Raw genomic sequence first — 22927 nt, forward strand, 5'->3', positions numbered from 1 at the left:
GTCACTGCTATAGTGACTATCATCATGCAACGGACTAGCTTCAGTGAGTTCAAATGCCCGGCGGCGCGCGCGCTCGACAGCGTCGGCGACTGGTGGAGCATTCTGATCCTGCGCGATGCCTTCCAGGGGCTGTCGCGCTTCGATGAATTCCAGAAAAGCCTCGGCGTGGCGCCAAACATCCTGACGCGGCGGCTCAAACACCTGACGGATCAGGGGCTGTTCGAACGACGGCTCTACCAGCAGCGCCCTGCCCGCTACGAATATCTGCTGACGGAGAAGGGCCGCGATTTCTTTCCGGTGCTGATGGCGCTGTTTTCCTGGGGAAGCCGCCACATTCCGGAAGAGGATCTCGCCTTTCTTCTCAGCGATGCCGCCTCCGGCAGAGCGCGCGAGACCATGCTGGTCGACGCGCAGACCGGTGAACAAGTGACACCCGAAAACACCAGCCTGCTTGCAGGCCCTGCAGCCGATGACGAGGTGCGTGCGCGGATCTCCCGCATGCGCGCCTGGTATCTCGGCATCGACGCATAGAAAGGACAATAAAATGGACCGCATCGTTGTCACCGGCATGGGACTTGTCTCGCCACTCGGCACTGGCGTCGAGCCCGCCTGGAAACGCCTTGTCGGCGGCGCCTCGGGTCTGAGGGTACTGCCCGAGGATGTCGTCGGCGAACTCTCGGCCAAGGTCGGCGGTGTCGTTCCCGGCATCACCGAAGATGTCGAGGCCGGCTTCGACCCCGACCGCTACATCACACCCAAGGATCAGAAGAAGATGGACCGCTTCATCCATTTCGCCATGGCGGCGACGGAAGAAGCGGTGAAGCAGGCCGGCTGGATGCCGACCGACGAAGGAAAACGCGAACGCACGGCAACGATCATCGCCTCGGGCGTCGGCGGCTTTCCGGCCATTGCTGAAGCAGTGCGGATCGGTGAGGCGCGCGGCGTGCGGCGACTGTCGCCCTTCACCGTGCCCTCCTTCCTCGTCAATCTCGCGGCCGGCCAGGTCAGCATCCGCTACGGCTTCAAGGGGCCGCTCGGCGCGCCGGTGACGGCGTGTGCGGCCAGCGTCCAGGCGATCGGCGATGCGGCACGGCTGATCCGCTCCGGCGAGGCGGATGTGGCGATCTGCGGCGGCGCTGAGGCCTGCATCGACAAGGTGAGCCTTGGCGGCTTTGCCGCTGCGCGTGCCCTTTCCACCGGCTTCAACGAGACGCCCGAGCTGGCCTCGCGCCCCTTCGACACGGCGCGCGACGGTTTCGTCATGGGCGAAGGCGCCGGCATCCTGGTGATCGAAACGCTGGAGCATGCGCTTGCCCGCGGGGCGACGCCACTTGCCGAACTTGTCGGCTACGGCACGGCGGCGGATGCCTACCACATGACCGCAGGCCCCGAAGACGGCGACGGCGCCCGCCGGGCAATGGAGGCCGCGCTCAGGCAGGCGAAGATCCCCGCTTCCGAGGTCACACCTGAATGCGCACGCAACTTCGACACCGGTCGGTGACAAAGGCGAGATCGCAGCGATCGGCACCGTCTTCGGCCGCGATGGCGCCATCGCCGTCAGCGCGACGAAATCGGCGACCGGCCATCTGCTCGGGGCCGCCGGCGGGCTGGAGGCGATCTTCACCATCCTGGCGCTGCGCGACCAGATCGCGCCACCAACCCGCAACCTCGATGAAGCCGATCCTGATGCCGACGGCATCGATATCCTCGGCAAGACGGCGCGGACGCTGGCGATGGACTATGCCATCACCAACGGTTTCGGTTTTGGCGGGGTGAATGCCAGCGCCCTCTTCCGGCGCTGGTCGTAAAGTCCGCTTTCCTTGCGCCGGAAATGGCCTACACTTCCACTCCATCGGGGAGCATTCCCCGATAGAGCTGGAGATCAACCCATGCGCGCCTTCTTCGCAGTTGTCATTCTGTGTGCCGCGTCCCTCCTCTCCACCGTCTCGGCCCGCGCCGAAGATCCGATCGACACGACGCGGACGATGATCGAGGACCAGATCAAAGCCTTCCTCAAGGACGATGCCGAGACCGCCTATTCCTTCGCCGCGCCCGGTATCAAGGCAATGTATCCCGACAAGAACCTGTTCTTCTCCATGGTCAAGAAGAGCTACGAGCCGGTCTATCACCCCGGCAACTACGCCTTCGGCCGCAGCCGCTCGATCGACAACGGCGCGCTGATCTACCACGAGGTGCTGATATCAGGCCGCGACGGCAAGGACTGGACGGCGATCTACCAGATGACCCGCCAGCCGGATGGCAGCTACGGGATCAACGGTGTGCAGATCATGCCGGATGCGGACAGCAAAGGCATCTAGATGATTGAGTATATTTTTTCAGATTAAAGTTGTGCTCTGCATCCCCAGCACCTAGAGAACTGATGTTTTTCTGCCAGGGGTGAACCTCAATGCCTATTTCCTTCACGCGGTCGCTCGCAACGCTCATCATCGGCCTTTCCACCGTGCCAGGTGCGGCGCAGGCGGAATCCTTTTCTAAGCTCGCACAGCAGGACTACGCCATCGGTAAACTCACCAAAGGAAAGGCCGGCGGCTACGGCTGGGTCGTCTCGAACGGCAGCAAGCAGTTCTTCTGCCGGCTGGATGCCAGCCTGGCCTATGTGAGCAAGAAGGAGATGGTGAGCATCCTTTCAAGCGGACGGCTGGTCAAGCTGGACCGTGCCGCGTTTGAGGCATCGATCGGTGGCCCTGATCCGTACATACCGCAATGGAGCGATCTTCAGGCTGGCCGCGTCAAACCGGCCGATGTCGGAAGTTGCACCCCCACCCGCTGATTGACCGAGCGCACCAAGGTGGAGGACGAAGCGGTTTTCAGCGATCGCCTTGCGGATCCTGCGTCAGTTCCGGATGAGCGGTGTGCCGATCATGCCGGATGCTAACAGCAACGGCATCTGACGCCCTGTTCTTGGCTGGATCAACACTGCAGCACTTTGATTCGTTGTACTAACTATTTTGAAATCGTGCTGGAGTAAAAAACCGCCAGCGGGGGATTGGCAGGTTGAATACTGGCAAGCGATTTTTCACGGCTCTTGAAGCGTTGCGGGGAATCGCGGCCATCATGGTCATGTTCCTGCATACTGGCGGCACGCTCGGTCCGATACCGGTCAATATCAGCTATCTCGCCGTGGACCTCTTCTTTCTTTTGAGCGGCGTCGTTCTTGCTAATTCATACAAAAGGCAACTGGCAACGGGACAGATTTCGCCTGCTGGATTTTTGCTGCAACGTATCATTCGGCTTTATCCTGTTTATCTGCTTTCTCTTCCTGTCGGCCTTGTCAGCTATGCAATTCAATTCGGCTTCGATTACCTTACCCTCGCCGGCCTTCTGCTGAGGGCGATCCTGTTCATTCCAAACGCAGGCACGGGCGGCGCCTTTCCGTTAAACGGGCCGAGTTGGTCGCTCTTCTTCGAACTCTGGGCTGGAGTGCTGTTTTCCGTTCTTCTGGTACGACTATCGTCCAGAATCTTGCTCGCCATCGCCCTCGGAGCAGCGGGTATCACCTTGTACGGAGCCCTTGGAGGCAATTTCGACATTGGCCATCAGGCGGGCTACTTCGGATTTGGCTTCTCGAGAATTTTGTTCTCGTTCTCGCTCGGGATCTGCCTTCACAGGTTATACGAGCTTCGGACGCCGAATGCGGCCAATAGAGGCAACACCATCGGCATTCTCCTTTGTGGCTGCCTGATTGTGATCACGAATATACCCGCGAGCGCATTCTACGGCTTTCCCTATTTTGATCTTTTAATATGCCTGACGATTTTCCCGGCCATTGTCTGGGTCGCAATGCGCACGAGGCAGACCGGCCTTGTCGAGCTGGCATTCCGCTGGCTGGGGATCGTTTCCTACCCGATTTATATCCTGCACGCGCCCATCTTCGAGTTGCTGCATCTACTGCGGCAAAAGGGCTTTGACCTCCCGGCCTCCCCGGGCGCCGGTATGGTCGTCGTGATCGCGATTTTCATCATGGCCGGCATCGTCGCCATTCACTTCGACGAGCCAGTGCGCAAAAAGCTCAAAATAATGGTTGCGCCGAGACCAGCATCTGAGGTTCCCGCGGGAGCGAGCTAGTCTTACACCGGGTCGAGATCGCCCCTCGCCCATTCCGCCATCGTCTCCGCCATGAAATCGGCGAAGCGGCCTTCGGCGATCGCCTTGCGAATGCCCTGCATCAGTTCCTGGTAATAGGCCAGATTGTGCCAGGAGAGCAGCATGCCGCCGAGCGCCTCGTTGGCGCGGACGAGATGGTGCAGATAGGCGCGGGAATAATCGCGCGAGGCCGGGCAGTTCGACTGTTCGTCGAGCGGACGCATATCCTCGGCATGACGGGCATTGCGGATATTGACCTTGCCGCGGCGGGTGAAGGCGAGGCCGTGCCGGCCGGACCGGGTCGGCATGACGCAGTCGAACATGTCGATGCCGCGGGCGACCGATTTCAGGATATCGTCGGGCGTGCCGACGCCCATGAGGTAGCGCGGCTTTTCCACCGGAAGCACGGGCAGCGTCGTTTCCAGCATCCGCAGCATGACGTCCTGCGGCTCGCCGACGGCAAGACCGCCGACAGCATAACCCTTGAGATCGAGCTGGCTCAGCGCCTCGGCCGAACGGATGCGTAGCGCCGGGATGTCGCCGCCCTGGACGATGCCGAACATCGCCTTGCCTGGTTGTTCGCCGAAGGCGACCCTGCAGCGCTCGGCCCAGCGCAGCGACATTTCCATGGCGCGCTCGATCTCCTTCGGCTCGGCCGGCAGCGCCACGCATTCGTCGAGCTGCATCTGGATATCGGAGCCGAGCAGCCCCTGGATTTCGATGGAGCGCTCCGGCGACATGTGATGCAGGCTGCCGTCGACATGCGATTTGAAGGTGACGCCCTGCTCGTCGAGCTTGCGCAGGCCGGAGAGCGACATGACCTGGAAGCCGCCGGAATCCGTCAGGATCGGATGTTCCCAGCGAATCAGCTTGTGCAGGCCGCCGAGGCGGGCGACGCGCTCGGCCGTCGGGCGCAACATCAGGTGATAGGTGTTGCCGAGAATGATATCGGCGCCGCTCTCGCGCACCTGATCGAGATACATGGCCTTGACGGTGCCGACCGTGCCGACCGGCATGAAGGCCGGCGTGCGGATTTCGCCGCGCGGCATGGAGATTACGCCGAGGCGGGCGCCGGCATCGGTCTTGTCAAGGGTGAATTGGAAGTTCTCTGTCATTTGTCTTTCCGGAAAAGAAGGCTCGCGTCGCCGTAGGAGTAGAAGCGGTAGCCTGTCGAAATGGCGTGTTCATAGGCCGCGTGCATGGTTTCGAAGCCTGAGAAGGCCGAGACCAGCATGAACAGCGTCGAGCGCGGCAGGTGGAAATTGGTCATCAGCATGTCGACCGCCTTGAAACGATAGCCGGGTGTGATGAAGATACCGGTGGCGCCGGCCCAGGGCTTGATCTCTCCGCTTTCCCCGGTCGCGCTTTCGATCAGCCGCAGCGAGGTCGTGCCGACGCAGACGATACGCCCGCCCCTTGCCTTGACGGCATTCAGCCGAGCGGCGATTTCACTGCTGACATAACCACTTTCGAGATGCATCTTGTGATCGTCGGTATCGTCGGCCTTGACGGGCAGGAAGGTGCCGGCGCCGACATGCAGGGTGACGAAATGGCGTTCGATGCCGGCCTTGTCGAGCGCTTCGAACAGCGCTGGCGTGAAATGCAGGCCGGCGGTGGGGGCGGCGACAGCGCCTTCCTCGCGAGCATAGATCGTCTGGTAATCGGCGCGGTCGCGCTCGTCCTCGGGACGTTTGGCGGCGATATAGGGCGGCAGCGGAATATGGCCGACGGCGGCGATCGCCTCGTCCAGCGCCGGGCCGGACAGATCGAATGCGAGCGTCACTTCGCCGGCTTCGCCCTTTTCCTCGACGGTGGCATCGAGCGAGCCGAGGATACAGCTTGCACCGGAATGGCCGAAGGCGATGCGGTCGCCCTCCTTGATGCGTTTGCCGGGCTTGGCAAAGGCCTTCCAACGGCTGGGGCCGATGCGCATATGCAGCGTTGCCGACACCTGCTGGCCGCCGGCGCCGTCGCGATGGCGGATGCCTTCGAGCTGGGCGGGAATGACCTTGGTATCGTTGAAGACGAGGGCGTCACCGGCGCGCAGAAACGACGGCAGATCGTAAACGTGATGATCCGAGAGCGCGCTTTCCGCATGAGGATCGACGACCAGCAGGCGCGCGCTATCGCGCGGTTCGGCGGGCCGCAACGCGATGCGTTCATCGGGCAGATCGAAATCGAAAAGGTCTACGCGCATAAGAGCACTTTCAAAGCGAAACCCGCCCCCGCGCTTTCGCGCAAGGGCGGGTTCCAGCAGAAATCACAATCAGACGTCGGCGGCAACCCGCATCGAGACGATCGAGTCCGGATCGGAAACCGGTTCGCCGCGCTTGATCTTGTCGACATTGTCCATGCCTTCGATCACCTGGCCCCAGACGGAATACTGCTTATTCAGCCACGGCGCGTCGGTGAAGCAGATGAAGAACTGCGAGTTGGCCGAGTTCGGGTTCTGCGAACGGGCCATCGAGCAGGTGCCGCGAACATGCGAGGTCGCGGAGAATTCAGCCTTCAGGTCCGGCTTGGAGGAGCCACCCATGCCGGCGCGGCCGGGATTGAAGGTTTCGGAACCCTTCTTGCCATATTCGACATCACCCGTCTGGGCCATGAAATCCTGAATGACGCGATGGAAGACGACGCCGTCATAGGCCTTCTCACGGGCGAGTTCCTTGATGCGGGCGACGTGCTCCGGGGCGACCTGCGGCAGCAGCTGAATGACAACCTTGCCCTTGGTGGTTTCCAGAATGATGGTGTTTTCGGGATCCTTGATCTCGGCCATTGCCTTCTCCTCTTGTTTGTCTCGTAACTTACTTCTTGCCCAGGGTGACCTTGATCATCCGGTCAGGATTTTTGACTTCGCCGTTCTGGCCTTCGCCGCGCTTGATCTTGTCGACATTCTCCATGCCGGAAACGACCTTGCCGACGACGGTATACTGGCCGTTCAGGAAGGAACCGTCGGCAAACATGATGAAGAACTGCGAATTGGCGGAATTCGGATCCTGCGAACGGGCCATGCCGACCGTGCCGCGCACGAACGGGGTCCTGGAGAACTCAGCCGGAATATCGGGCAGATCGGAGGAGCCGGTGCCGGCAAGGCTGGCATCGAAGCCCTTTTCCATGTTGCCATATTTGACGTCGCCGGTCTGGGCCATGAAGCCGTCGATGACGCGGTGGAAGCCGACATTGTCGTATTCGCCCTTCTTGGCCAGCGCCTCGATCTGGGCAACGTGCTTCGGCGCGACATCCGGCATCAACTGGATGACGACAGGGCCGTTCTTCAGCTGGATGGTGAGATAGTGGTCGGCCGCCTGGGCGAAGGCATCCCCCGCGAAGGAGGCCAGATACAGCACGCCGGCAAATGCGAGATAAAAGAGTTTCATATGGGCTCCGTTGCGGCGGGTTCCGCCTGGTCTTTGCGCTTGCGAGACTTCTTACTTGCTAGTTCGGGCGCTTGGATGTGAGGGCTTGCAAGACGGCGGCCGGCACGAAAGCGCTGACATCGCCGCCCATGGCGGCGATCTGGCGGACCAATGTGGCGGTAATGGGCCGCGAAGCCGTGCCCGCCGGCAAAAAGATGGTCTGGATGTCGGGCGCCATCGCCCTGTTCATGCCGGCCATCTGCATTTCGTAATCGAGGTCGGTACCGTCGCGAAGGCCGCGGATCAAAAGCGTTGCGCCATGGGCACGGGCGGCATCGACGACCAGATTGTCGAAGGCGACGACAGTGATGTCGCCGGTCTTGCCGGGCAGCGCTTGCGCCAGGGAAAGGCGGATCAGCTCGGCTCTCTCGTCGAACGAAAAGAGCGGTGCCTTGCCGGGATGGATGCCGATCGCGACGATCAGCTTTTCGGCGACGTTCAGGGCCTGGACCAGAACATCCACATGTCCGTTGGTGATCGGGTCGAAGGACCCAGGATAGAACGCTGTCGTCATCTAGCTCAGCCGTTGGTTTGACGCCTTTTGTCATGGATGCTGCCTTGCCGCAAGTGATTTGCCCCGCCGTTTCCCACGGCTGAACGGCGAATGAACGTGCCATTCAAGGCTGTTTCAGACAGAACCTGCTTAACTCGGATCATCAAGGCAGCCGATGCCATTCCGGCATCCGGCGTTCCCCGAAAGACCATGTTCATGCTGATCGTGCTCGTTGCGCTTGCCGTCCTTTTCTCTCTCGCCGCCGAAATGGCCTATGGCTTTTTCGCCGATCGCTACGAGGTGAGCTGGGTGCGGCCGGAGCTTGCCGAACATGCAGCGATCGTGCGCGCCCAGGGCCGGCTGCGCGAACAAAACCGGGTCTCGAATCTGAACGCCAGATGAACGAGACATTCAAGGAGGCTTCAGATCGCCATTGGTAAACACCCCTCAACATCCGACGGAACCATTTTCAAACGGATGCGTTCACTCAACCGACCCATAGATGCGATTAGCGCGGCAGGAAGGATTAAACATGCCCGGCAAGATTACGATGATTAACGTGCTCTGGATGGTAATGGTCACGGGCATGCTCACCGCAACTGTCGCTCTCTATGATCAGAAGGCCGATACGTCCAAGGTTTATGGTCCCTATGCTTCGGCCCGCACGGCCGTACTGGGCCAGTACTGAGGGGCGAGAACGCAACTCCCCAGGAAAGGAATGCCTATGTTCACGATCTTGACAGTACTCACCGCCCTCATCAGCGTGATGTTCATCGTGTCTGTGGCCTCGACGATTTCAGCGCTCCGGCGCGAAGACGCAGAGATGAAAGCGCTGAACGAAAAACATAGCGCATTCTGACATTCCTCCCTTCCCCACCCAAGAGCGGCACCCTTCCGCCGCCTCGGGTCCTTCAAAGCCGGATGCACCCAGCGTCCGGCTTTTTTCTTGGGGATAAGCCAGGCTAAGACCAAAAGAAAAGGGCGGCCCGAAGCCGCCCTTTCACTTGATCATTCCTCGGCAGGCCCGGCGGGATCACCATCGGCAACCGGCGTTTCGCCGACTGAACCTTCCTCAGCAACGGAAGCACCTTCGGCGGTCTCGACGGCTTCCTCCGTCTCGTCCTCTTCCGGCTCGCTGATGCGTTCGACCGAAACGACCTTCTCGTCCTTGGCCGTCGAGAAGATGGTGACGCCCTTGGTGGCGCGGCTGGCGATGCGGATGCCGCCGACCGGCACGCGGATCAGCTGGCCGCCATCCGAAACCAGCATGATCTGATCGCCGTCATCGACCGGGAAGGCGGCGACGAGTTCGCCGATTTCGCCGGTTTTCGACGTGTCGGTGGCGCGGATGCCCTTGCCGCCGCGGCCGGAGATGCGGAAGTCATAAGACGACGAGCGCTTGCCGAAGCCCTTCTCGGAGACGGTGAGCACGAACTGCTCGCGTGCCTTCAGCTCTTCATAACGCTCATCGGAGAGCTGCCCCTCCTCGGTGACTTCCTCGCCGACGAGAGCGATATCCTCTTCATCGACGCCCGTCGCGCGGCGTTCGGCGGCAGAGCGCTTCAGATAGGCGGCGCGCTCCCATGGCTCGGCATCGACATGGCCGACGATGGTCATCGAGATAATGCGATCGCCCTCGCCGAGATTGATGCCGCGCACGCCGATCGAGTTGCGGCCGGCGAAGACGCGAACGTCGTCGACGGAGAAGCGGATGCACTGGCCGAGCGCGGTGGTCAGCAGCACGTCGTCACGTTCCGTGCAGGTCTCGACGGAGAGGATTTCGTCGCCCTCCTCCTCGAGCTTCATGGCGATCTTGCCGTTGCGGTTGACCTGGACGAAATCCGACAGCTTGTTGCGGCGAACCGTGCCGCGCGTCGTCGAGAACATGACGTCGAGATTGTCCCAGTTCGCCTCGTCCTCGGGCAAGGGCAGGATGGTGGTGATGCGCTCGCCGGGTTCGAGCGGCAGCATGTTGATCAGCGCCTTGCCGCGCGAGGTCGGTGTGCCGATCGGCAGACGCCAGACCTTCTCCTTGTAGACGATGCCGCGCGAAGAGAAGAACAGAACCGGCGTATGGGTATTGACCACGAATAGCCGGCTAACGAAATCCTCGTCGCGGGTGGTCATGCCGGAGCGGCCCTTGCCGCCACGGCGCTGAGCGCGGTAGGTGGTCAGCGGTACCCGCTTGATATAACCGAGATGCGAGACGGTGACGACCATGTCCTCGCGGGCGATGAGATCCTCATCGTCCATTTCGAGGCCGCCATCGACGATCTCGGTGCGTCGCGGGGTGCCGAACTCGTCGCGCACGGCGGTGAGTTCATCCTTGACGATGGTCTGGATGCGGACACGCGAGGACAGAATATCGAGATAATCCCGGATTTCCTCGCCGATCTTGTTGAGTTCGTCGCCGATTTCGTCACGGCCAAGGGCCGTGAGGCGGGCAAGACGCAGTTCGAGGATGGCGCGGGCCTGCTCTTCCGACAGGTTGTACGTCATGTCGTCGTTAATGCGATGGCGCGGATCGTCGATCAGACGGATCAGGCTTTCGACATCTGCCGCCGGCCAGCGGCGGGTCATCAGTTCTTCGCGGGCCGACTGCGGATCGGGCGCCTGGCGGATAACGCGGATGACTTCGTCGATATTGGCCACCGCAATGGCGAGGCCGACCAACACATGGGCACGCTCACGCGCCTTGCGCAGCAGGAATTTCGTTCTCCGGCTAACGACTTCTTCGCGGAAGGAGACGAAGGCGCGCAGCATGTCGAGCAGCGTCAGCTGCTCCGGCTTGCCGCCGTTCAGCGCCACCATGTTGCAGCCGAAAGAGGTCTGCAACGGCGTATAACGATAGAGCTGGTTGAGGATAACCTCGGCATTGGCGTCGCGCTTCAGCTCGATGACGACGCGATAGCCCTGGCGGTCGGACTCGTCGCGCAGGTCGGAGATGCCCTCGATGCGCTTTTCGCGCACCAGTTCGGCCATCTTCTCGATCATCGTCGCCTTGTTCACCTGATAGGGGATTTCGGTGATGATGATCTGCTCGCGGTCACCGCGCATCGGCTCGATCGCTGCGACGCCGCGCATGATGACCGAGCCGCGGCCGGTCTCGTAAGCCGAGCGGATGCCGGCGCGACCGAGGATTTTGGCGCCTGTCGGGAAATCCGGGCCGGGAATGATCTGCATCAGCTCCGGCAACTCGATCGCCGGATCGTTGATCAGCGCAATGCAGCCGTCGATCACTTCGGAAAGATTGTGCGGCGGAATATTGGTTGCCATGCCGACGGCGATGCCGCCGGCGCCGTTGACGAGCAGGTTCGGGAATTTCGCGGGAACCACGACCGGCTCGGAGAGCGTGCCGTCGTAGTTGTCGCGGAAGTCCACGGTTTCCTTATCGAGATCGTCGAGCAGCGAATGGGCCGCCTTTTCGAGCCGGCATTCGGTGTAACGTTCGGCCGCCGGCGGATCGCCGTCGACGGAGCCGAAATTGCCCTGACCGTCGATCAGCGGCAGCCGCAGCGACCAGGGCTGCGCCATGCGGGCGAGCGCATCATAGATCGCGGCATTGCCGTGCGGATGGTATTTACCCATCACGTCACCGGTGACGCGGGCGCATTTGACGTATTTCTTGTTCCAGTCGATGCCGAGCTCGGACATGCCGTAGAGGATGCGCCGGTGCACGGGCTTCAGGCCGTCGCGCACGTCGGGCAGCGCGCGGCTGACGATGACGCTCATGGCGTAATCGAGATACGATCGCTGCATTTCCTCCATGATGGAGATGGGCTCGATGCCTGGCGGGAGCTTCCCGCCGCCGGGGGGTGTTTGCTCAGTCAAAACAGATCACGATCTCTTCTAGAATCACTTGAAGATTTATAGCGGAAAGCCTGTTCCCGCGCCAATTTCCGAGCGCGTTTTGAACAGGCTTTTGCGGCCGAAAAAGGGTAAAGCACGGGACTTGTACGATCGGACCGGACAAATCCGCCGCGGGCCGCCGCAGCATATTTGCCAAATCCAAATCCCCGCTTCACAATCGCAGAAAATCATGCACCCATATGGGCTTTCGGAGAGACGATGGCAAGCGCCGACCAATTGATCAACGCCTTCACGACGCTTCTCGTCACCATCGATCCGCCAGGCCTCGCACCGATCTTTCTCGGGCTGACGACGGGCATGAGCCGCGCCGAGCGCACGCAGGTGGCGCTACGCGGTTCGACCATCGCCTTCATCATCCTCGCGGTCTTCGCCTTGTTCGGCGCCGGCGTGCTCGGCGTGCTCGGCATCTCGATCGGCGCCTTCCGCATCGCCGGCGGCCTGCTGCTCTTCTGGATCGCCTTCGAGATGGTGTTCGAGCGGCGGCAGGAGCGCAAGGAGAAGGCCTCCGAGGCCGCCGTCACCAAGGATCACATCGAGAATATCGCGGTCTTTCCCCTCGCCCTGCCCCTGATCGCCGGTCCCGGTGCGATCTCGGCGACGATCCTACTTGCCGGCACGCTGCCGACCTCGGTTGAAAAAGCCCAGCTGATCGCCGTCATCGCCGCCAATCTGCTGCTGACCTTCCTGATGCTGCTGATCGCCGAAAGGCTCGACCGTTTCCTCGGCGTCACCGGCCGGGCGATCCTGACGCGGCTGCTCGGCGTCATCCTAGCCGCCCTGGCAGTGCAATTCGTCGTCGACGGCGCGAAGGCGGCACTCAATCTGATCAGCGCGACGCCGCATTGAAACGGCGGCATCTACCGCGAGACCAAGGAAAAGAGCATGACGCCGTCATGGACGTCATGCTCTCAAATAATTCATAAAGCCAGGAACGGTCGATCAGAACGGGATGTCGTCGTCCAAATCCCGCGAGAAATTGCCGCCACCGCCGCGGCTCGGCGATGAGGAGGGAGCAGGCGCGCCGTAGTCGTCGCCGTAATCGTTGCCGCCACCGCTACTGCCGCGGCCGCCGCCGAAGCCGGAGCTCGCGCCGCCGCCGTCGCCGCGGCCGTCGAGCATGGTCAGCGTCGAGCTGAAGCCCTGCAGCACCACTTCCGTCGAATAGCGGTCCTGGCCCTGCTGATCCTGCCATTTGCGGGTCTGCAGCTGACCTTCGATATAGAGCTTGGCGCCCTTCTTCACATATTGCTCGACGACCTTGCAGAGGCCTTCGTTGAAGACGACGACAGTGTGCCATTCGGTCTTTTCCCGGCGTTCGCCGGAATTGCGGTCACGCCAGGTCTCCGAGGTCGCAATACGGAGATTGGCGATCGGCCGGCCATCCTGAGTGCGGCGGATTTCGGGGTCTGCACCCACATTTCCAACCAGAATTACCTTGTTCACGCTACCAGCCATGCTTCTCACCCTGCCTGCCGCCCTGCCCGGCGGCGTTTCAATCGATCGGCGCACCTTAAACCATCACGGACCGCCGATGCGCATGGGCGGCATTTAATCCACATGTTTATCCATCAGAAAGCCGCATGCATTCATCAGGAATTTTGTTCTTTATTTGTTCTAGTTTATCCGTATGATCCTGTCAACAGAATCGAAAACCTTGAACCTTCCCGGATATTCAGCCTCGACTCGCCCGCCGGCATCACTAAATAAGGGCTGTTATCCAGAAAACCAAAGCAGAGACGATGAGCGAACTGAAGACGATCTCCATCCGCGGCGCGCGCGAGCACAATCTGAAGAGCATCGATCTCGATCTGCCGCGCAACAAGCTGATCGTCATGACCGGTCTTTCGGGCTCGGGCAAATCCTCGCTCGCCTTCGACACGATCTACGCCGAGGGCCAGCGGCGTTATGTCGAGAGCCTTTCGGCCTATGCCCGGCAGTTCCTCGAAATGATGCAGAAGCCCGATGTCGACCAGATCGACGGGCTGTCGCCGGCCATTTCGATCGAGCAGAAGACCACCTCGCGCAACCCGCGCTCGACGGTCGGCACCGTCACCGAGATCTATGACTATATGCGCCTGCTCTTTGCCCGTGTCGGCGTTCCCTATTCGCCGGCGACGGGCCTGCCGATCGAAAGCCAGACGGTCAGCCAGATGGTCGATCGCATCCTCGCTTTCGGCGAAGGCACCCGTCTTTATATTCTCGCCCCGCTCGTGCGCGGGCGCAAGGGCGAATACAAGAAGGAACTGGCGGAGCTGATGAAGAAGGGCTTCCAGCGCGTCAAGGTGGACGGCCAGTTCTACGAGATCGCCGAGGCGCCGGTTCTCGACAAGAAATACAAGCACGACATCGACGTCGTGGTCGACCGCATCGTCGTGCGCTCCGATGTCTCGGCGCGCCTGGCCGACAGCCTGGAGACCTGCCTGAAGCTCGCGGACGGGCTGGCAGTCGCCGAATTCGCCGACAAGCCGCTGCCGCCGGAAGAGACCTCGGCCGGCGGCTCGGCCAACAAGTCGCTGAACGAGACGCATGAGCGCGTGCTGTTTTCGGAGAAGTTCGCCTGCCCGGTCTCGGGCTTCACCATCCCGGAGATCGAACCCCGGCTGTTTTCCTTCAACAATCCCTTCGGCGCCTGCCCGACCTGCGACGGCCTCGGCGCCCAGCAGAAGATCGACCCCGACCTGATCGTGCCCGAGCCAGAGCGGACACTGCGCGACGGGGCGATCGCGCCCTGGGCCAAGTCGACCTCGCCTTACTACAACCAGACGCTGGAAGCGCTCGGCAAACATTACGGCTTCAAGCTCGGCACCCGCTGGAACGATCTTTCCGACGAGGTCAAGAACGTCATTCTCAACGGCACCGACGACAAGATCGAATTCCACTACGCCGACGGCGCGCGCTCCTATACGACCCACAAGAACTTCGAGGGCATCATCACCAATCTCGAGCGCCGCTGGAAGGAGACGGATTCCGCCTGGGCGCGCGAAGATATCGAGCGTTTCATGTCGGCCGCCTCCTGCCCTTCCTGCAACGGCTATCGCCTGAAACCCGAAGCGCTCGCCGTGAAGATCAACAGGCTGCATATCGGCGAAGTCACCGAGATGTCGATCCGCATCGCCCGCGACTGGTTCGAGACGCTGCCGGCCAGCTTCAACGCCAAGCAGAACGAGATCGCCGTGCGCATCCTCAAGGAAATCCGCGACCGGCTGCGCTTCCTCAACGATGTCGGCCTGGAATATCTCAGCCTGTCGCGCAACTCAGGCACGCTGTCGGGCGGAGAGAGCCAGCGCATTCGCCTCGCATCGCAGATCGGCTCGGGCTTGACGGGCGTGCTTTACGTGCTCGACGAGCCGTCGATCGGCCTGCATCAGCGCGACAATGCCCGATTGCTCGACACGCTGAAGCACCTGCGTGACATCGGCAATACGGTCATCGTCGTCGAGCATGACGAGGATGCGATCCTGACGGCTGACGACGTCGTCGACATCGGCCCGGCGGCCGGCATCCATGGCGGCCAGGTCATCGCCCATGGCACGCCGCAGGATATCATGGACAACCCGAAGTCGCTGACCGGCAAATATCTCTCGGGCGAACTCGGCGTGCCGGTTCCAGACGAGCGCCGCAAGCCGAAGAAAGGCCGCGAGATCAAAGTCGTCGGCGCGCGCGGCAACAATTTGAAGAATGTCACGGCCGCGATCCCACTCGGCGTCTTCACAGCGGTGACCGGGGTCTCCGGCGGCGGCAAGTCCACCTTCCTGATCGAGACGCTGTATAAATCGGCGGCGCGCCGCGTCATGGGTGCGCGCGAAATCCCCGCCGATCATGACCGGATCGACGGCTTCGAGCATATCGACAAGGTGATCGACATCGACCAGTCACCGATCGGCCGCACACCGCGCTCGAACCCCGCGACCTATACCGGCGCCTTCACGCCGATCCGCGACTGGTTCGCCGGCCTGCCGGAAGCCAAGGCGCGCGGTTATCAGCCGGGCCGCTTCTCCTTCAACGTCAAGGGCGGACGCTGCGAGGCCTGCCAGGGCGACGGCGTCATCAAGATCGAGATGCACTTCCTGCCCGACGTCTACGTCACCTGCGACGTCTGCCACGGCAAGCGCTACAACAGAGAGACGCTCGACGTCACCTTCAAGCAGAAGTCGATCGCCGACGTGCTCGACATGACGGTAGAGGAAGGCGTCGATTTCTTCGCGGCAGTGCCGGCGGTGCGTGACAAGCTGCAATCGCTGAAGGATGTCGGCCTCGGTTATATCAAGGTCGGCCAGCAGGCCAACACGCTTTCCGGCGGCGAGGCGCAGCGCGTCAAGCTTGCCAAGGAGCTGTCGAAGCGCTCGACCGGGCGTACGCTCTATATTCTCGACGAACCAACGACCGGACTGCATTTCCACGACGTCGCCAAGCTGCTCGAAATGCTGCACGAGCTGGTCAATCAGGGCAATTCGGTTGTGGTGATCGAGCACAATCTCGAAGTCATCAAGACGGCCGACTGGGTGCTCGATTTCGGCCCCGAGGGCGGCGATGGCGGCGGCGAAATCGTCGCAACCGGCACCCCCGAAGCAATCGTCAAGGAGAAGCGTTCCTATACCGGACACTTCCTCAAGGAATTGCTGGAACGGCGGCCGGCCAAGAGGGCGGCTGCGGCGGAATGACGATGAGGCTGGCGTCACGTGACGATCTCCAAACGATCACGACGCTGACGGCAGCCGCCTATCTGCCCTATACCGAACTCTTCGGCTCGCCACCGATCCCGGTGACGGAAGACTACACGCCACGGATCGAACGCGGCGAGGTGTGGCTGCGCGATATCGGCGGCGAAATCGCAGGGCTCACGGTCGTCGAGCGACATTCGGATCACCTCATGCTGTTCAGCATCGCGGTCTCGCCGGCCTTTCAGCGTGCCGGCCACGGGCTGGCGATGCTCGAATGGCTGGAGGGCAAGGCGCGGGAATGGGCACTGCCAGAGATCCGGCTCTATACCAATGCTCGGATGGAACGGAATATAGCGCTTTATCGCGCCTTCGGATTTCAGGAAACGGGTCGCCGGCCGAACCCGTATCGGCCAGGATGGTCCCTCGTCGACATGACGAAAGAGATTTATGCGGCCTGAGTGGCTGCCAAAAGGGGAGGACGACATGACGAAATCCGGCATTATCCGCACCGGCATCGGCGGCTGGACCTTCGAGCCCTGGCGCGGGCATTTCTTTCCCGATGATCTCAAGCAGAAGGACGAGCTGCATTATGCCAGCCGCCAGCTGAAGGTCATCGAGGTCAATGGCACCTATTACAGCACCCAGAAGCCGGCCGTCTTTGCCAAATGGGCAGCCGACGTGCCCGACGGTTTTATCTTTTCGCTGAAGGCGACGCGGTTCGTCACCAATCGGCGGGTGCTCGCCGAGGCCGGGGAATCGATGGAGCGGTTCCTGTCATCTGGAATCGGTGAGCTCGGCGATCATCTCGGGCCGCTGCTCTGGCAATTCGCGCCGACGAAGAAGTTCGATCCGGAAGATTTCGAGGCCTTCCTGAAGCTGCTGCCGGCAAAACAGGACGGGCTTTCGCTTCGCCACGTTGTCGAGGTCCGGCACGATTCCTTCAAGGTGCCGGAATTCGTCGCCCTGCTTGCCAAATACGGCGTGGCACCGGTCTGCGCCGAACATTTCGAATATCCGATGATCGCCGACGTCACGGCCGATTTCGTCTATGCCAGACTGCAGAAGGGATCGGACGATATTGCGACCTGCTATCCCGACAAGGACTTGAAGGCCTGGGCGGACCGGCTCGCGACCTGGGCGGAAGGCAAGGTACCCGACGATCTGCCGCTGATCGATAAAGGCCGCACGGTCAAGGTCGAGCCGCGCGACGTCTTCGCCTTCATGATCCATGAGGGCAAGGTGAATGCGCCGCATGGGGCGATCGCCCTACAGAAATTGCTCGAGAAATAGATTGAGCTACAACGGCAGTACCGCCGCTGCGAGATCCTCCGCCGTCAGCCCTTTGCCGGCGCGGCGGGCGGCCTCTCCATGCAGCCAGACGCCGGCGGCCGCCGCCTCGAAGGCCGGCAGGCCCTGGGCGAGCAATCCGCCGATGATGCCGGCGAGCACATCGCCGGACCCGGCGGTCGCAAGCCAGGCCGGCGCATTGGTATTGATGAGCGCGCGGCCGTCCGGCGAGGCGATGGTGGTATCGGCGCCTTTATAGACGATCGCGGCATTGGCGCGGCGGGCGGCGGCGAGCGCCTTGTCGACCTTGCCCAGCGCATCGTCGCCGCCGATATCGGGAAACAGGCGCGAAAATTCGCCCTCATGCGGCGTCAGCACCAGGCGCGGCTCGCCTCGGAAAAGATCGAAAAGCCGTTGCGGATCGTCCTTGAATGAGGAGATGCCGTCGGCATCGAGCACCAGCCGGCGTTCGGTAAGCGTCGAGACGAAGGCGCGCGCTCGGGCGCCGATGCCGAAACCGGGACCGAGGACGAAGGTCTGCAGCCGCCGGTCCGAGAGCCAGTCTTCGAGTTCGGCGGCATCGTCGATCGCATGCAGCATCACGGCTGTGAGATGCGCGGCATTGGCGGCCATTGCTGCAAGGGGCGCTGCAATCGTTACCAGCCCGGCGCCGGCCTTCAGGCCGGAGGCCGCCGACATGCGCGCGGCACCCGTCTTGTCGGCCTCGCCTGAGAAGACGACCAGATGGCCGCGCTTGTATTTATGCGTCTCCAACTGCTCCGGCGGCAGTACGGCCTTCCAGGCATCCGGCGTGTTCTCGGCGATGAGACCGCCTGCCTCGGCCCTGATGATGCGGGCGGGAATGCCGATATCGAAGACCGCCAGCTCGCCGCATAGCTCCCTGCCCGGCATCAGCAGATGGCCGGGCTTGCGCGTCATGAAGGTGATGGTGTTGCGCGCGCGGAAGGCCGCGCCCAGCACCTTGCCGGTGCGGCCGTCGACGCCGGAGGGCAGGTCGATCGCAAGCACGGGGATATCGGCCTCTGCGACGTGCTCGATCACTGTGCCGACAGCGGCCGGCACCGCGCGACCGAGCCCGGCCCCGAACAGGCCGTCGACGACGACATCGCCGCTTTCGGGCCGATAGAGCTCAAGCCCCTGCCCCTGAAGCGCGCAGCCGGCCCGAGCACGGGCGGCGTCACCCTTCAGCCTGGAGGGATCACCGAGCTGGAAGAGCGCCACCGTCGCTCCGCCTTCCTGCAGATGCCTTGCCGCGACATAGGCGTCGCCACCATTGTTGCCCGGGCCGCAGAGCACGACGAAACGCAAAGCAGCCGGATGAAGCCTGAGCGCGGCAGCGGCGACCGCAGCCCCTGCCCGTTCCATCAGACCGAAGGAGTCGATGCCGGACGCGGCCGCGGCCGTATCGACGGCTGCCATTTCGGCTGGCGTAAGGAGAAGGTCGGAGAGATGTTTGCTCATCAGCCTATTCAATTCAAAAAACGCTCAAAAAACAACCGCATGAACCATCAAGCGAAAGCCCTTATTTTATGCATTTGCCTATCTTTTCACCGAATCGAGATCTGCTTTGGCAATCGCTGGAAAATCTGACTTTCGCGGTTTTCGATCTGATTTTAGGCAGGAGACGATGTTTTTTCACTTCTCCATCACCAAAACCATATCGAATGCCCCGCAAACGCGCCGGTTTTGACAGAATCGGCGTATTTTTTCGAAAAGACGGATTTCAAACTGGCACGATATCTGCATCATATCCGGCGAGCGGGAAACATCCTGCCATAACGGGAGAAGCGGAGAGCATTTTCTCATGAAAAAGATCGAAGCGATCATTAAGCCTTTCAAGCTGGACGAAGTGAAGGAAGCCCTTCAGGAAGTCGGCCTGCAGGGTATCACAGTCACGGAAGCCAAGGGCTTCGGTCGTCAGAAGGGCCACACGGAACTCTACCGCGGAGCCGAATACGTCGTGGATTTCCTGCCGAAGGTGAAAGTCGAGGTCGTGCTGGCCGACGAAAACGCGGAGGCGGTCATCGACGCGATCCGCAAGGCGGCGCAGACCGGCCGCATCGGCGACGGAAAGATCTTCGTCTCCAATGTCGAAGAGGTTATCCGCATCCGCACCGGCGAGACCGGCATCGATGCCATCTGACCACTTTGCCTACCGCGCAAAGTCCGATACCGTCACCGCGCCCACCTATTGTCATTGCAAATTGGAGGAAGGTATTTAATGGCGACCGCAAGCGAAATTCTGAAGCAGATCCAGGAAAACGACGTGAAGTTCGTTGATCTGCGTTTCACCGACCCGAAGGGCAAGCTGCAGCATGTGACGATGGACGTTGCCTGCGTCGACGAAGACATGTTCGCCGATGGCGTGATGTTCGACGGCTCCTCGATCGGTGGCTGGAAGGCCATCAACGAGTCCGACATGGTGCTGATGCCCGATACCGAAACGGTGCATATGGACCCGTTCTTCGCCCAGTCGACCATGGTCATCGTCTGCGACATCCTCGATCCGGTTTCCGGCGAGGCCTATAACCGCGATCCGCGCGGCACCGCCAAGAAGGCCGAAGCCTATCTCAAGGCCTCCGGCATCGGCGACACGATCTTCGTCGGCCCGGAAGCCGAATTCTTCGTCTTCGACGACGTCAAGTACAAAGCAGATCCGTACAATACCGGCTTCAAGCTCGATTCGACCGAACTGCCGTCGAACGACGACACCGATTACGAAACCGGCAACCTCGGCCATCGCCCGCGCGTCAAGGGCGGCTATTTCCCGGTTCCGCCGGTTGATAGCGCCCAGGACATGCGTTCGGAAATGCTGACGGTTCTCTCCGAAATGGGCGTCGTCGTCGAAAAGCATCACCATGAAGTGGCGGCCGCCCAGCACGAACTCGGCATCAAGTTCGACACGCTGGTGCGCAACGCCGACAAGATGCAGATCTACAAATACGTCGTGCACCAGGTGGCGAACGCCTACGGCAAGACCGCGACCTTCATGCCGAAGCCGATCTTCGGCGACAACGGCTCGGGCATGCACGTGCACCAGTCGATCTGGAAGGGCGGCAAGCCGACCTTTGCCGGCGACGAATATGCCGGCCTCTCCGAGAGCTGCCTTTACTATATCGGCGGCATCATCAAGCACGCCAAGGCGATCAACGCCTTCACCAACCCGTCGACGAACTCCTACAAGCGTCTCGTTCCGGGTTATGAAGCGCCGGTGCTGCTCGCCTATTCGGCTCGCAACCGCTCGGCCTCCTGCCGCATTCCTTTCGGCTCGAACCCGAAGGCCAAGCGCGTCGAAGTCCGCTTCCCGGATCCGACCGCAAACCCCTACCTCGCCTTCGCCGCCATGCTGATGGCTGGCCTCGACGGCATCAAGAACAAGATCCATCCCGGCAAGGCCATGGACAAGGATCTCTACGACCTGCCGCCGAAGGAATTGAAGAAGATTCCGACCGTCTGCGGCTCGTTGCGCGAAGCGCTGGAAAGCCTCGACAAGGACCGTAAGTTCCTGACGGCCGGCGGCGTCTTCGACGACGACCAGATCGATGCCTTCATCGAGCTGAAGATGGCAGAGGTGATGCGTTTCGAAATGACGCCGCACCCGGTCGAATACGACATGTACTATTCGGCCTGATCAATCGAAGACCGAAAGCCCCGGCTTGCTGGGGCTTTCGCCTCCCACGTCACGAACGGCAGACGGCGAGGATATGACGTTCATGTGACGAACTGGCTCAAAAATCTTGATTTATGAGCCACCAATCACCAAATTCGGTGATGAAAGGAAGTCGTACCATGAAAGAAAGAATAGCAAAGTTCAGTATCGGCGAAGTGGTCCGGCACAAGGTTTTTCCGTTTCGCGGCGTCATCTTCGACGTGGATCCGGAGTTCGCCAATACGGAGGAATGGTGGAATTCCATTCCCGCCGAGGTGCGCCCCAGCAAGGATCAACCCTTCTACCACCTGCTCGCCGAAAATGACGAGAGCGAGTATGTCGCTTATGTCTCCGAGCAGAACCTGGTGAACGACGAAAGCGGCACGCCGCTTCGCAACCAGCAGGTCTATCAGATTTTCGATCAGAGCCCGTCGGGGCAGTTCAGACCCAAGATGAGCTTCGCCCACTAGATCAGACGTGCCGACGTTGAAACAAGGCCTCGCCTCTCCCAGCGAGGCCTTTTTCTTTTGGCACCAGATCCGGCCTTTGCTTGTCGCTGAAAAGCCCCTCATCTGGCTGCCGCCACCTTCTCCCCGTAAACGGGGCGAAGGGACCAAGCCGCAACCTCTCGGTTCCTCGCTGACCTCTCGCAAGGCATGTCCCCTCTCCCCGTCAGAACGAGGGTTCGCAGGACCGGTCGAGACCTTAGCAACAAAAAACCCGGCCTGAAGCCGGGTTTCCAATTCAATATGGCGGCAGGATTATTGCGCTTTGGCTGCCTTCTGGGCGTCTTCCAGCTTCTTGCGGGCTTCGTCAGCCTTCTTCTGCATGCCTTCCTGCAGGCTGCGCTGGCTCTCAGCAAGCTTATTTTCGGTAACCGGTTCGCCGTCATAAGCGCCGGTGAAGCCTTCGAGCGAGATCTTGATCGGGTTCGGGGCGCGGCGGAAGTTGATCGAAGTAAAGATCACGTCGCTGCCCTTCTTGAGGCTGGCGATCATCGCATCGGTCAGCGGGATTTCGGCGGTGCATTTGTCCGGCAGGCAGACGGCGTAATCGAGCTTCTGGCCCTTGCCACCATCGATCTGCATCATGATTCCAGGAGGAATCAGGCGCGCGGTGGGAACGGAGACCTGCAGAATCTTGCGGTTGATCTTGCCGGTGACCGAGATCAGGCCGACGGCCGTGACGAGCTGGCCGCCATTGGCGAGGATCAGGTTCTGGACGACACAGATGTCGTTGTCTTCCTGCTTGGTGCAGGTCTTGTACCAGCCGAGCTTGGGGGCGCCGACGCCCTGGGCCGGACCTGGAGCCGCCGCATCCTGGGCGAAGGAGGAGACCGGAGCCGAAGCGGCGCCGAACATCACTGCCAGAACGGACAGTGCTGCCCGCATTTTCTTTTCAGACTTGAACATCATAACGAATTCCG

The 22927-nt window shown here is 61.3% G+C and carries 23 protein-coding genes and 1 pseudogene; 15 read left to right on the forward strand and 9 right to left on the reverse strand.

The annotated features are described in order from the left end of the window. Window positions 1-24 precede the first annotated feature (24 nt). The 5 genes and pseudogenes from CO671_RS23935 (at window position 25) to CO671_RS23955 (ending at window position 4086) form a co-directional block, all read left to right on the forward strand. Window positions 25-531, forward strand: coding sequence for a helix-turn-helix domain-containing protein (locus tag CO671_RS23935; RefSeq protein WP_097607978.1), 507 nt, complete (start codon window positions 25-27; stop codon window positions 529-531). A gap of 13 nt (window positions 532-544) precedes the next feature. Then, window positions 545-1808, forward strand: a pseudogene (gene fabF, locus CO671_RS23940) (beta-ketoacyl-ACP synthase II). Window positions 1809-1889: 81 nt separating this feature from the next. Beyond that, the gene (locus CO671_RS23945) at window positions 1890-2318 is read left to right on the forward strand and encodes a DUF4864 domain-containing protein (RefSeq protein WP_097607979.1); all 429 of its coding nucleotides are present in this window, start codon (window positions 1890-1892) and stop codon (window positions 2316-2318) included. A gap of 89 nt (window positions 2319-2407) precedes the next feature. After that, on the forward strand, window positions 2408-2791 hold the full coding sequence (locus CO671_RS23950) for a hypothetical protein (RefSeq protein WP_010029078.1): 384 nt from the start codon (window positions 2408-2410) through the stop codon (window positions 2789-2791). A gap of 224 nt (window positions 2792-3015) precedes the next feature. After that, on the forward strand, window positions 3016-4086 hold the full coding sequence (locus CO671_RS23955) for an acyltransferase (RefSeq protein ID WP_097607980.1): 1071 nt from the start codon (window positions 3016-3018) through the stop codon (window positions 4084-4086). 2 nt (window positions 4087-4088) lie between these two features. On the opposite strand, the gene tgt is transcribed toward CO671_RS23955, so the two are convergent. The 5 genes from tgt to coaD form a co-directional block, all read right to left on the reverse strand. Further along, complete coding sequence (tgt, locus tag CO671_RS23960; RefSeq protein ID WP_097607981.1) at window positions 4089-5219, reverse strand: tRNA guanosine(34) transglycosylase Tgt; 1131 nt, start codon at window positions 5217-5219, stop codon at window positions 4089-4091. Further along, window positions 5216-6301, reverse strand: a complete 1086-nt coding sequence (queA, locus tag CO671_RS23965) for a tRNA preQ1(34) S-adenosylmethionine ribosyltransferase-isomerase QueA (protein ID WP_097607982.1) — start codon at window positions 6299-6301, stop codon at window positions 5216-5218. The genes tgt and queA overlap by 4 nt, the downstream gene beginning before the upstream one ends. Window positions 6302-6370: 69 nt before the next feature. After that, on the reverse strand, window positions 6371-6880 hold the full coding sequence (locus tag CO671_RS23970) for a peptidylprolyl isomerase (protein ID WP_010029525.1): 510 nt from the start codon (window positions 6878-6880) through the stop codon (window positions 6371-6373). 28 nt (window positions 6881-6908) lie between these two features. Further along, window positions 6909-7481: a peptidylprolyl isomerase gene (locus tag CO671_RS23975; RefSeq protein WP_064683710.1), complete on the reverse strand. Its 573-nt coding sequence runs from the start codon at window positions 7479-7481 to the stop codon at window positions 6909-6911. Window positions 7482-7539: 58 nt separating this feature from the next. Beyond that, window positions 7540-8034: a pantetheine-phosphate adenylyltransferase gene (coaD, locus tag CO671_RS23980; RefSeq protein ID WP_064683709.1), complete on the reverse strand. Its 495-nt coding sequence runs from the start codon at window positions 8032-8034 to the stop codon at window positions 7540-7542. A gap of 90 nt (window positions 8035-8124) precedes the next feature. Here coaD and CO671_RS23985 point away from each other — a divergent pair, with 90 nt between their 5' ends. From CO671_RS23985 to CO671_RS34530, 3 genes are all read left to right on the forward strand, one after another. Then, window positions 8125-8415, forward strand: a complete 291-nt coding sequence (locus CO671_RS23985) for a hypothetical protein (protein WP_097607983.1) — start codon at window positions 8125-8127, stop codon at window positions 8413-8415. Between the two features lie 130 nt (window positions 8416-8545). Continuing rightward, the gene (locus tag CO671_RS33845) at window positions 8546-8701 is read left to right on the forward strand and encodes a hypothetical protein (protein ID WP_003573160.1); all 156 of its coding nucleotides are present in this window, start codon (window positions 8546-8548) and stop codon (window positions 8699-8701) included. A gap of 36 nt (window positions 8702-8737) precedes the next feature. Beyond that, window positions 8738-8872 carry a hypothetical protein gene (locus CO671_RS34530; RefSeq protein WP_280950336.1) on the forward strand — a complete coding sequence of 45 codons (135 nt, stop codon included), beginning with the start codon at window positions 8738-8740 and terminating at the stop codon, window positions 8870-8872. Window positions 8873-9021: 149 nt separating this feature from the next. On the opposite strand, the gene gyrA is transcribed toward CO671_RS34530, so the two are convergent. Then, on the reverse strand, window positions 9022-11844 hold the full coding sequence (gene gyrA / locus CO671_RS23990; protein WP_097607984.1) for a DNA gyrase subunit A: 2823 nt from the start codon (window positions 11842-11844) through the stop codon (window positions 9022-9024). Between the two features lie 237 nt (window positions 11845-12081). On the opposite strand from gyrA, the gene CO671_RS23995 reads away from it, so the two are divergent. Then, window positions 12082-12729: a MarC family protein gene (locus CO671_RS23995; RefSeq protein WP_097607985.1), complete on the forward strand. Its 648-nt coding sequence runs from the start codon at window positions 12082-12084 to the stop codon at window positions 12727-12729. Window positions 12730-12822: 93 nt separating this feature from the next. Here the strand turns inward: CO671_RS23995 and CO671_RS24000 are convergent, their stop codons facing one another. Then, entirely contained in the window at window positions 12823-13338 is a 516-nt protein-coding gene (locus tag CO671_RS24000; RefSeq protein ID WP_097607986.1) for a single-stranded DNA-binding protein, read from the reverse strand. Window positions 13339-13622: 284 nt separating this feature from the next. Between CO671_RS24000 and uvrA the strand changes: the two genes are divergently transcribed. From uvrA to CO671_RS24015, 3 genes are read left to right on the forward strand one after another with little or no spacing between them, the layout of a single operon-like run. Beyond that, window positions 13623-16544 carry an excinuclease ABC subunit UvrA gene (gene uvrA / locus CO671_RS24005; protein ID WP_097607987.1) on the forward strand — a complete coding sequence of 974 codons (2922 nt, stop codon included), beginning with the start codon at window positions 13623-13625 and terminating at the stop codon, window positions 16542-16544. Beyond that, window positions 16541-17002 carry a GNAT family N-acetyltransferase gene (locus CO671_RS24010; RefSeq protein ID WP_097607988.1) on the forward strand — a complete coding sequence of 154 codons (462 nt, stop codon included), beginning with the start codon at window positions 16541-16543 and terminating at the stop codon, window positions 17000-17002. Before uvrA ends, CO671_RS24010 begins: the two co-directional genes overlap by 4 nt. A gap of 25 nt (window positions 17003-17027) precedes the next feature. Beyond that, window positions 17028-17834, forward strand: coding sequence for a DUF72 domain-containing protein (locus tag CO671_RS24015; RefSeq protein ID WP_097607989.1), 807 nt, complete (start codon window positions 17028-17030; stop codon window positions 17832-17834). A gap of 6 nt (window positions 17835-17840) precedes the next feature. Here the strand turns inward: CO671_RS24015 and CO671_RS24020 are convergent, their stop codons facing one another. Continuing rightward, entirely contained in the window at window positions 17841-19313 is a 1473-nt protein-coding gene (locus tag CO671_RS24020; protein WP_097607990.1) for an NAD(P)H-hydrate dehydratase, read from the reverse strand. A gap of 343 nt (window positions 19314-19656) precedes the next feature. Between CO671_RS24020 and CO671_RS24025 the strand changes: the two genes are divergently transcribed. From CO671_RS24025 to hspQ, 3 genes are all read left to right on the forward strand, one after another. Next, window positions 19657-19995 (forward strand): P-II family nitrogen regulator, encoded by a 339-nt coding sequence (locus CO671_RS24025; RefSeq protein WP_003539626.1) that lies wholly within the window; start codon window positions 19657-19659, stop codon window positions 19993-19995. Window positions 19996-20073: 78 nt separating this feature from the next. Beyond that, the gene (gene glnA, locus CO671_RS24030) at window positions 20074-21483 is read left to right on the forward strand and encodes a type I glutamate--ammonia ligase (RefSeq protein WP_004671872.1); all 1410 of its coding nucleotides are present in this window, start codon (window positions 20074-20076) and stop codon (window positions 21481-21483) included. A 158-nt stretch (window positions 21484-21641) separates the two neighbouring features. Next, window positions 21642-21971, forward strand: a complete 330-nt coding sequence (hspQ, locus tag CO671_RS24035) for a heat shock protein HspQ (RefSeq protein ID WP_097607991.1) — start codon at window positions 21642-21644, stop codon at window positions 21969-21971. Between the two features lie 291 nt (window positions 21972-22262). Here the strand turns inward: hspQ and CO671_RS24040 are convergent, their stop codons facing one another. Then, a complete protein-coding gene (locus CO671_RS24040) occupies window positions 22263-22916 on the reverse strand; it encodes an invasion associated locus B family protein (RefSeq protein ID WP_010030460.1) in 654 nt (217 codons plus the stop codon). Window positions 22917-22927: the final 11 nt, after the last annotated feature.

Source organism: Rhizobium sp. M10, from assembly GCF_002531955.1.
Lineage (GTDB): Bacteria > Pseudomonadota > Alphaproteobacteria > Rhizobiales > Rhizobiaceae > Rhizobium > Rhizobium etli_C.

Excerpts from the sequence above, each read along its gene's own strand:
- CO671_RS23935 (WP_097607978.1), top strand. The coding sequence starts at position 25 with ATGCAACGGACTAGCTTCAGTGAGTTCAAATGCCCGGCGGCGCGCGCG.
- CO671_RS23945 (WP_097607979.1), top strand. The coding sequence starts at position 1,890 with ATGCGCGCCTTCTTCGCAGTTGTCATTCTGTGTGCCGCGTCCCTCCTC.
- CO671_RS23950 (WP_010029078.1), top strand. The coding sequence starts at position 2,408 with ATGCCTATTTCCTTCACGCGGTCGCTCGCAACGCTCATCATCGGCCTT.
- tgt (WP_097607981.1), bottom strand. The coding sequence starts at position 5,219 with ATGACAGAGAACTTCCAATTCACCCTTGACAAGACCGATGCCGGCGCC.
- queA (WP_097607982.1), bottom strand. The coding sequence starts at position 6,301 with ATGCGCGTAGACCTTTTCGATTTCGATCTGCCCGATGAACGCATCGCG.
- CO671_RS23970 (WP_010029525.1), bottom strand. The coding sequence starts at position 6,880 with ATGGCCGAGATCAAGGATCCCGAAAACACCATCATTCTGGAAACCACC.
- CO671_RS23975 (WP_064683710.1), bottom strand. The coding sequence starts at position 7,481 with ATGAAACTCTTTTATCTCGCATTTGCCGGCGTGCTGTATCTGGCCTCC.
- coaD (WP_064683709.1), bottom strand. The coding sequence starts at position 8,034 with ATGACGACAGCGTTCTATCCTGGGTCCTTCGACCCGATCACCAACGGA.
- CO671_RS23985 (WP_097607983.1), top strand. The coding sequence starts at position 8,125 with ATGAACGTGCCATTCAAGGCTGTTTCAGACAGAACCTGCTTAACTCGG.
- CO671_RS33845 (WP_003573160.1), top strand. The coding sequence starts at position 8,546 with ATGCCCGGCAAGATTACGATGATTAACGTGCTCTGGATGGTAATGGTC.
- CO671_RS34530 (WP_280950336.1), top strand. The coding sequence starts at position 8,738 with ATGTTCACGATCTTGACAGTACTCACCGCCCTCATCAGCGTGATGTTC.
- CO671_RS23995 (WP_097607985.1), top strand. The coding sequence starts at position 12,082 with ATGGCAAGCGCCGACCAATTGATCAACGCCTTCACGACGCTTCTCGTC.
- CO671_RS24000 (WP_097607986.1), bottom strand. The coding sequence starts at position 13,338 with ATGGCTGGTAGCGTGAACAAGGTAATTCTGGTTGGAAATGTGGGTGCA.
- uvrA (WP_097607987.1), top strand. The coding sequence starts at position 13,623 with ATGAGCGAACTGAAGACGATCTCCATCCGCGGCGCGCGCGAGCACAAT.
- CO671_RS24010 (WP_097607988.1), top strand. The coding sequence starts at position 16,541 with ATGACGATGAGGCTGGCGTCACGTGACGATCTCCAAACGATCACGACG.
- CO671_RS24015 (WP_097607989.1), top strand. The coding sequence starts at position 17,028 with ATGACGAAATCCGGCATTATCCGCACCGGCATCGGCGGCTGGACCTTC.
- CO671_RS24020 (WP_097607990.1), bottom strand. The coding sequence starts at position 19,313 with ATGAGCAAACATCTCTCCGACCTTCTCCTTACGCCAGCCGAAATGGCA.
- CO671_RS24025 (WP_003539626.1), top strand. The coding sequence starts at position 19,657 with ATGAAAAAGATCGAAGCGATCATTAAGCCTTTCAAGCTGGACGAAGTG.
- glnA (WP_004671872.1), top strand. The coding sequence starts at position 20,074 with ATGGCGACCGCAAGCGAAATTCTGAAGCAGATCCAGGAAAACGACGTG.
- hspQ (WP_097607991.1), top strand. The coding sequence starts at position 21,642 with ATGAAAGAAAGAATAGCAAAGTTCAGTATCGGCGAAGTGGTCCGGCAC.
- CO671_RS24040 (WP_010030460.1), bottom strand. The coding sequence starts at position 22,916 with ATGATGTTCAAGTCTGAAAAGAAAATGCGGGCAGCACTGTCCGTTCTG.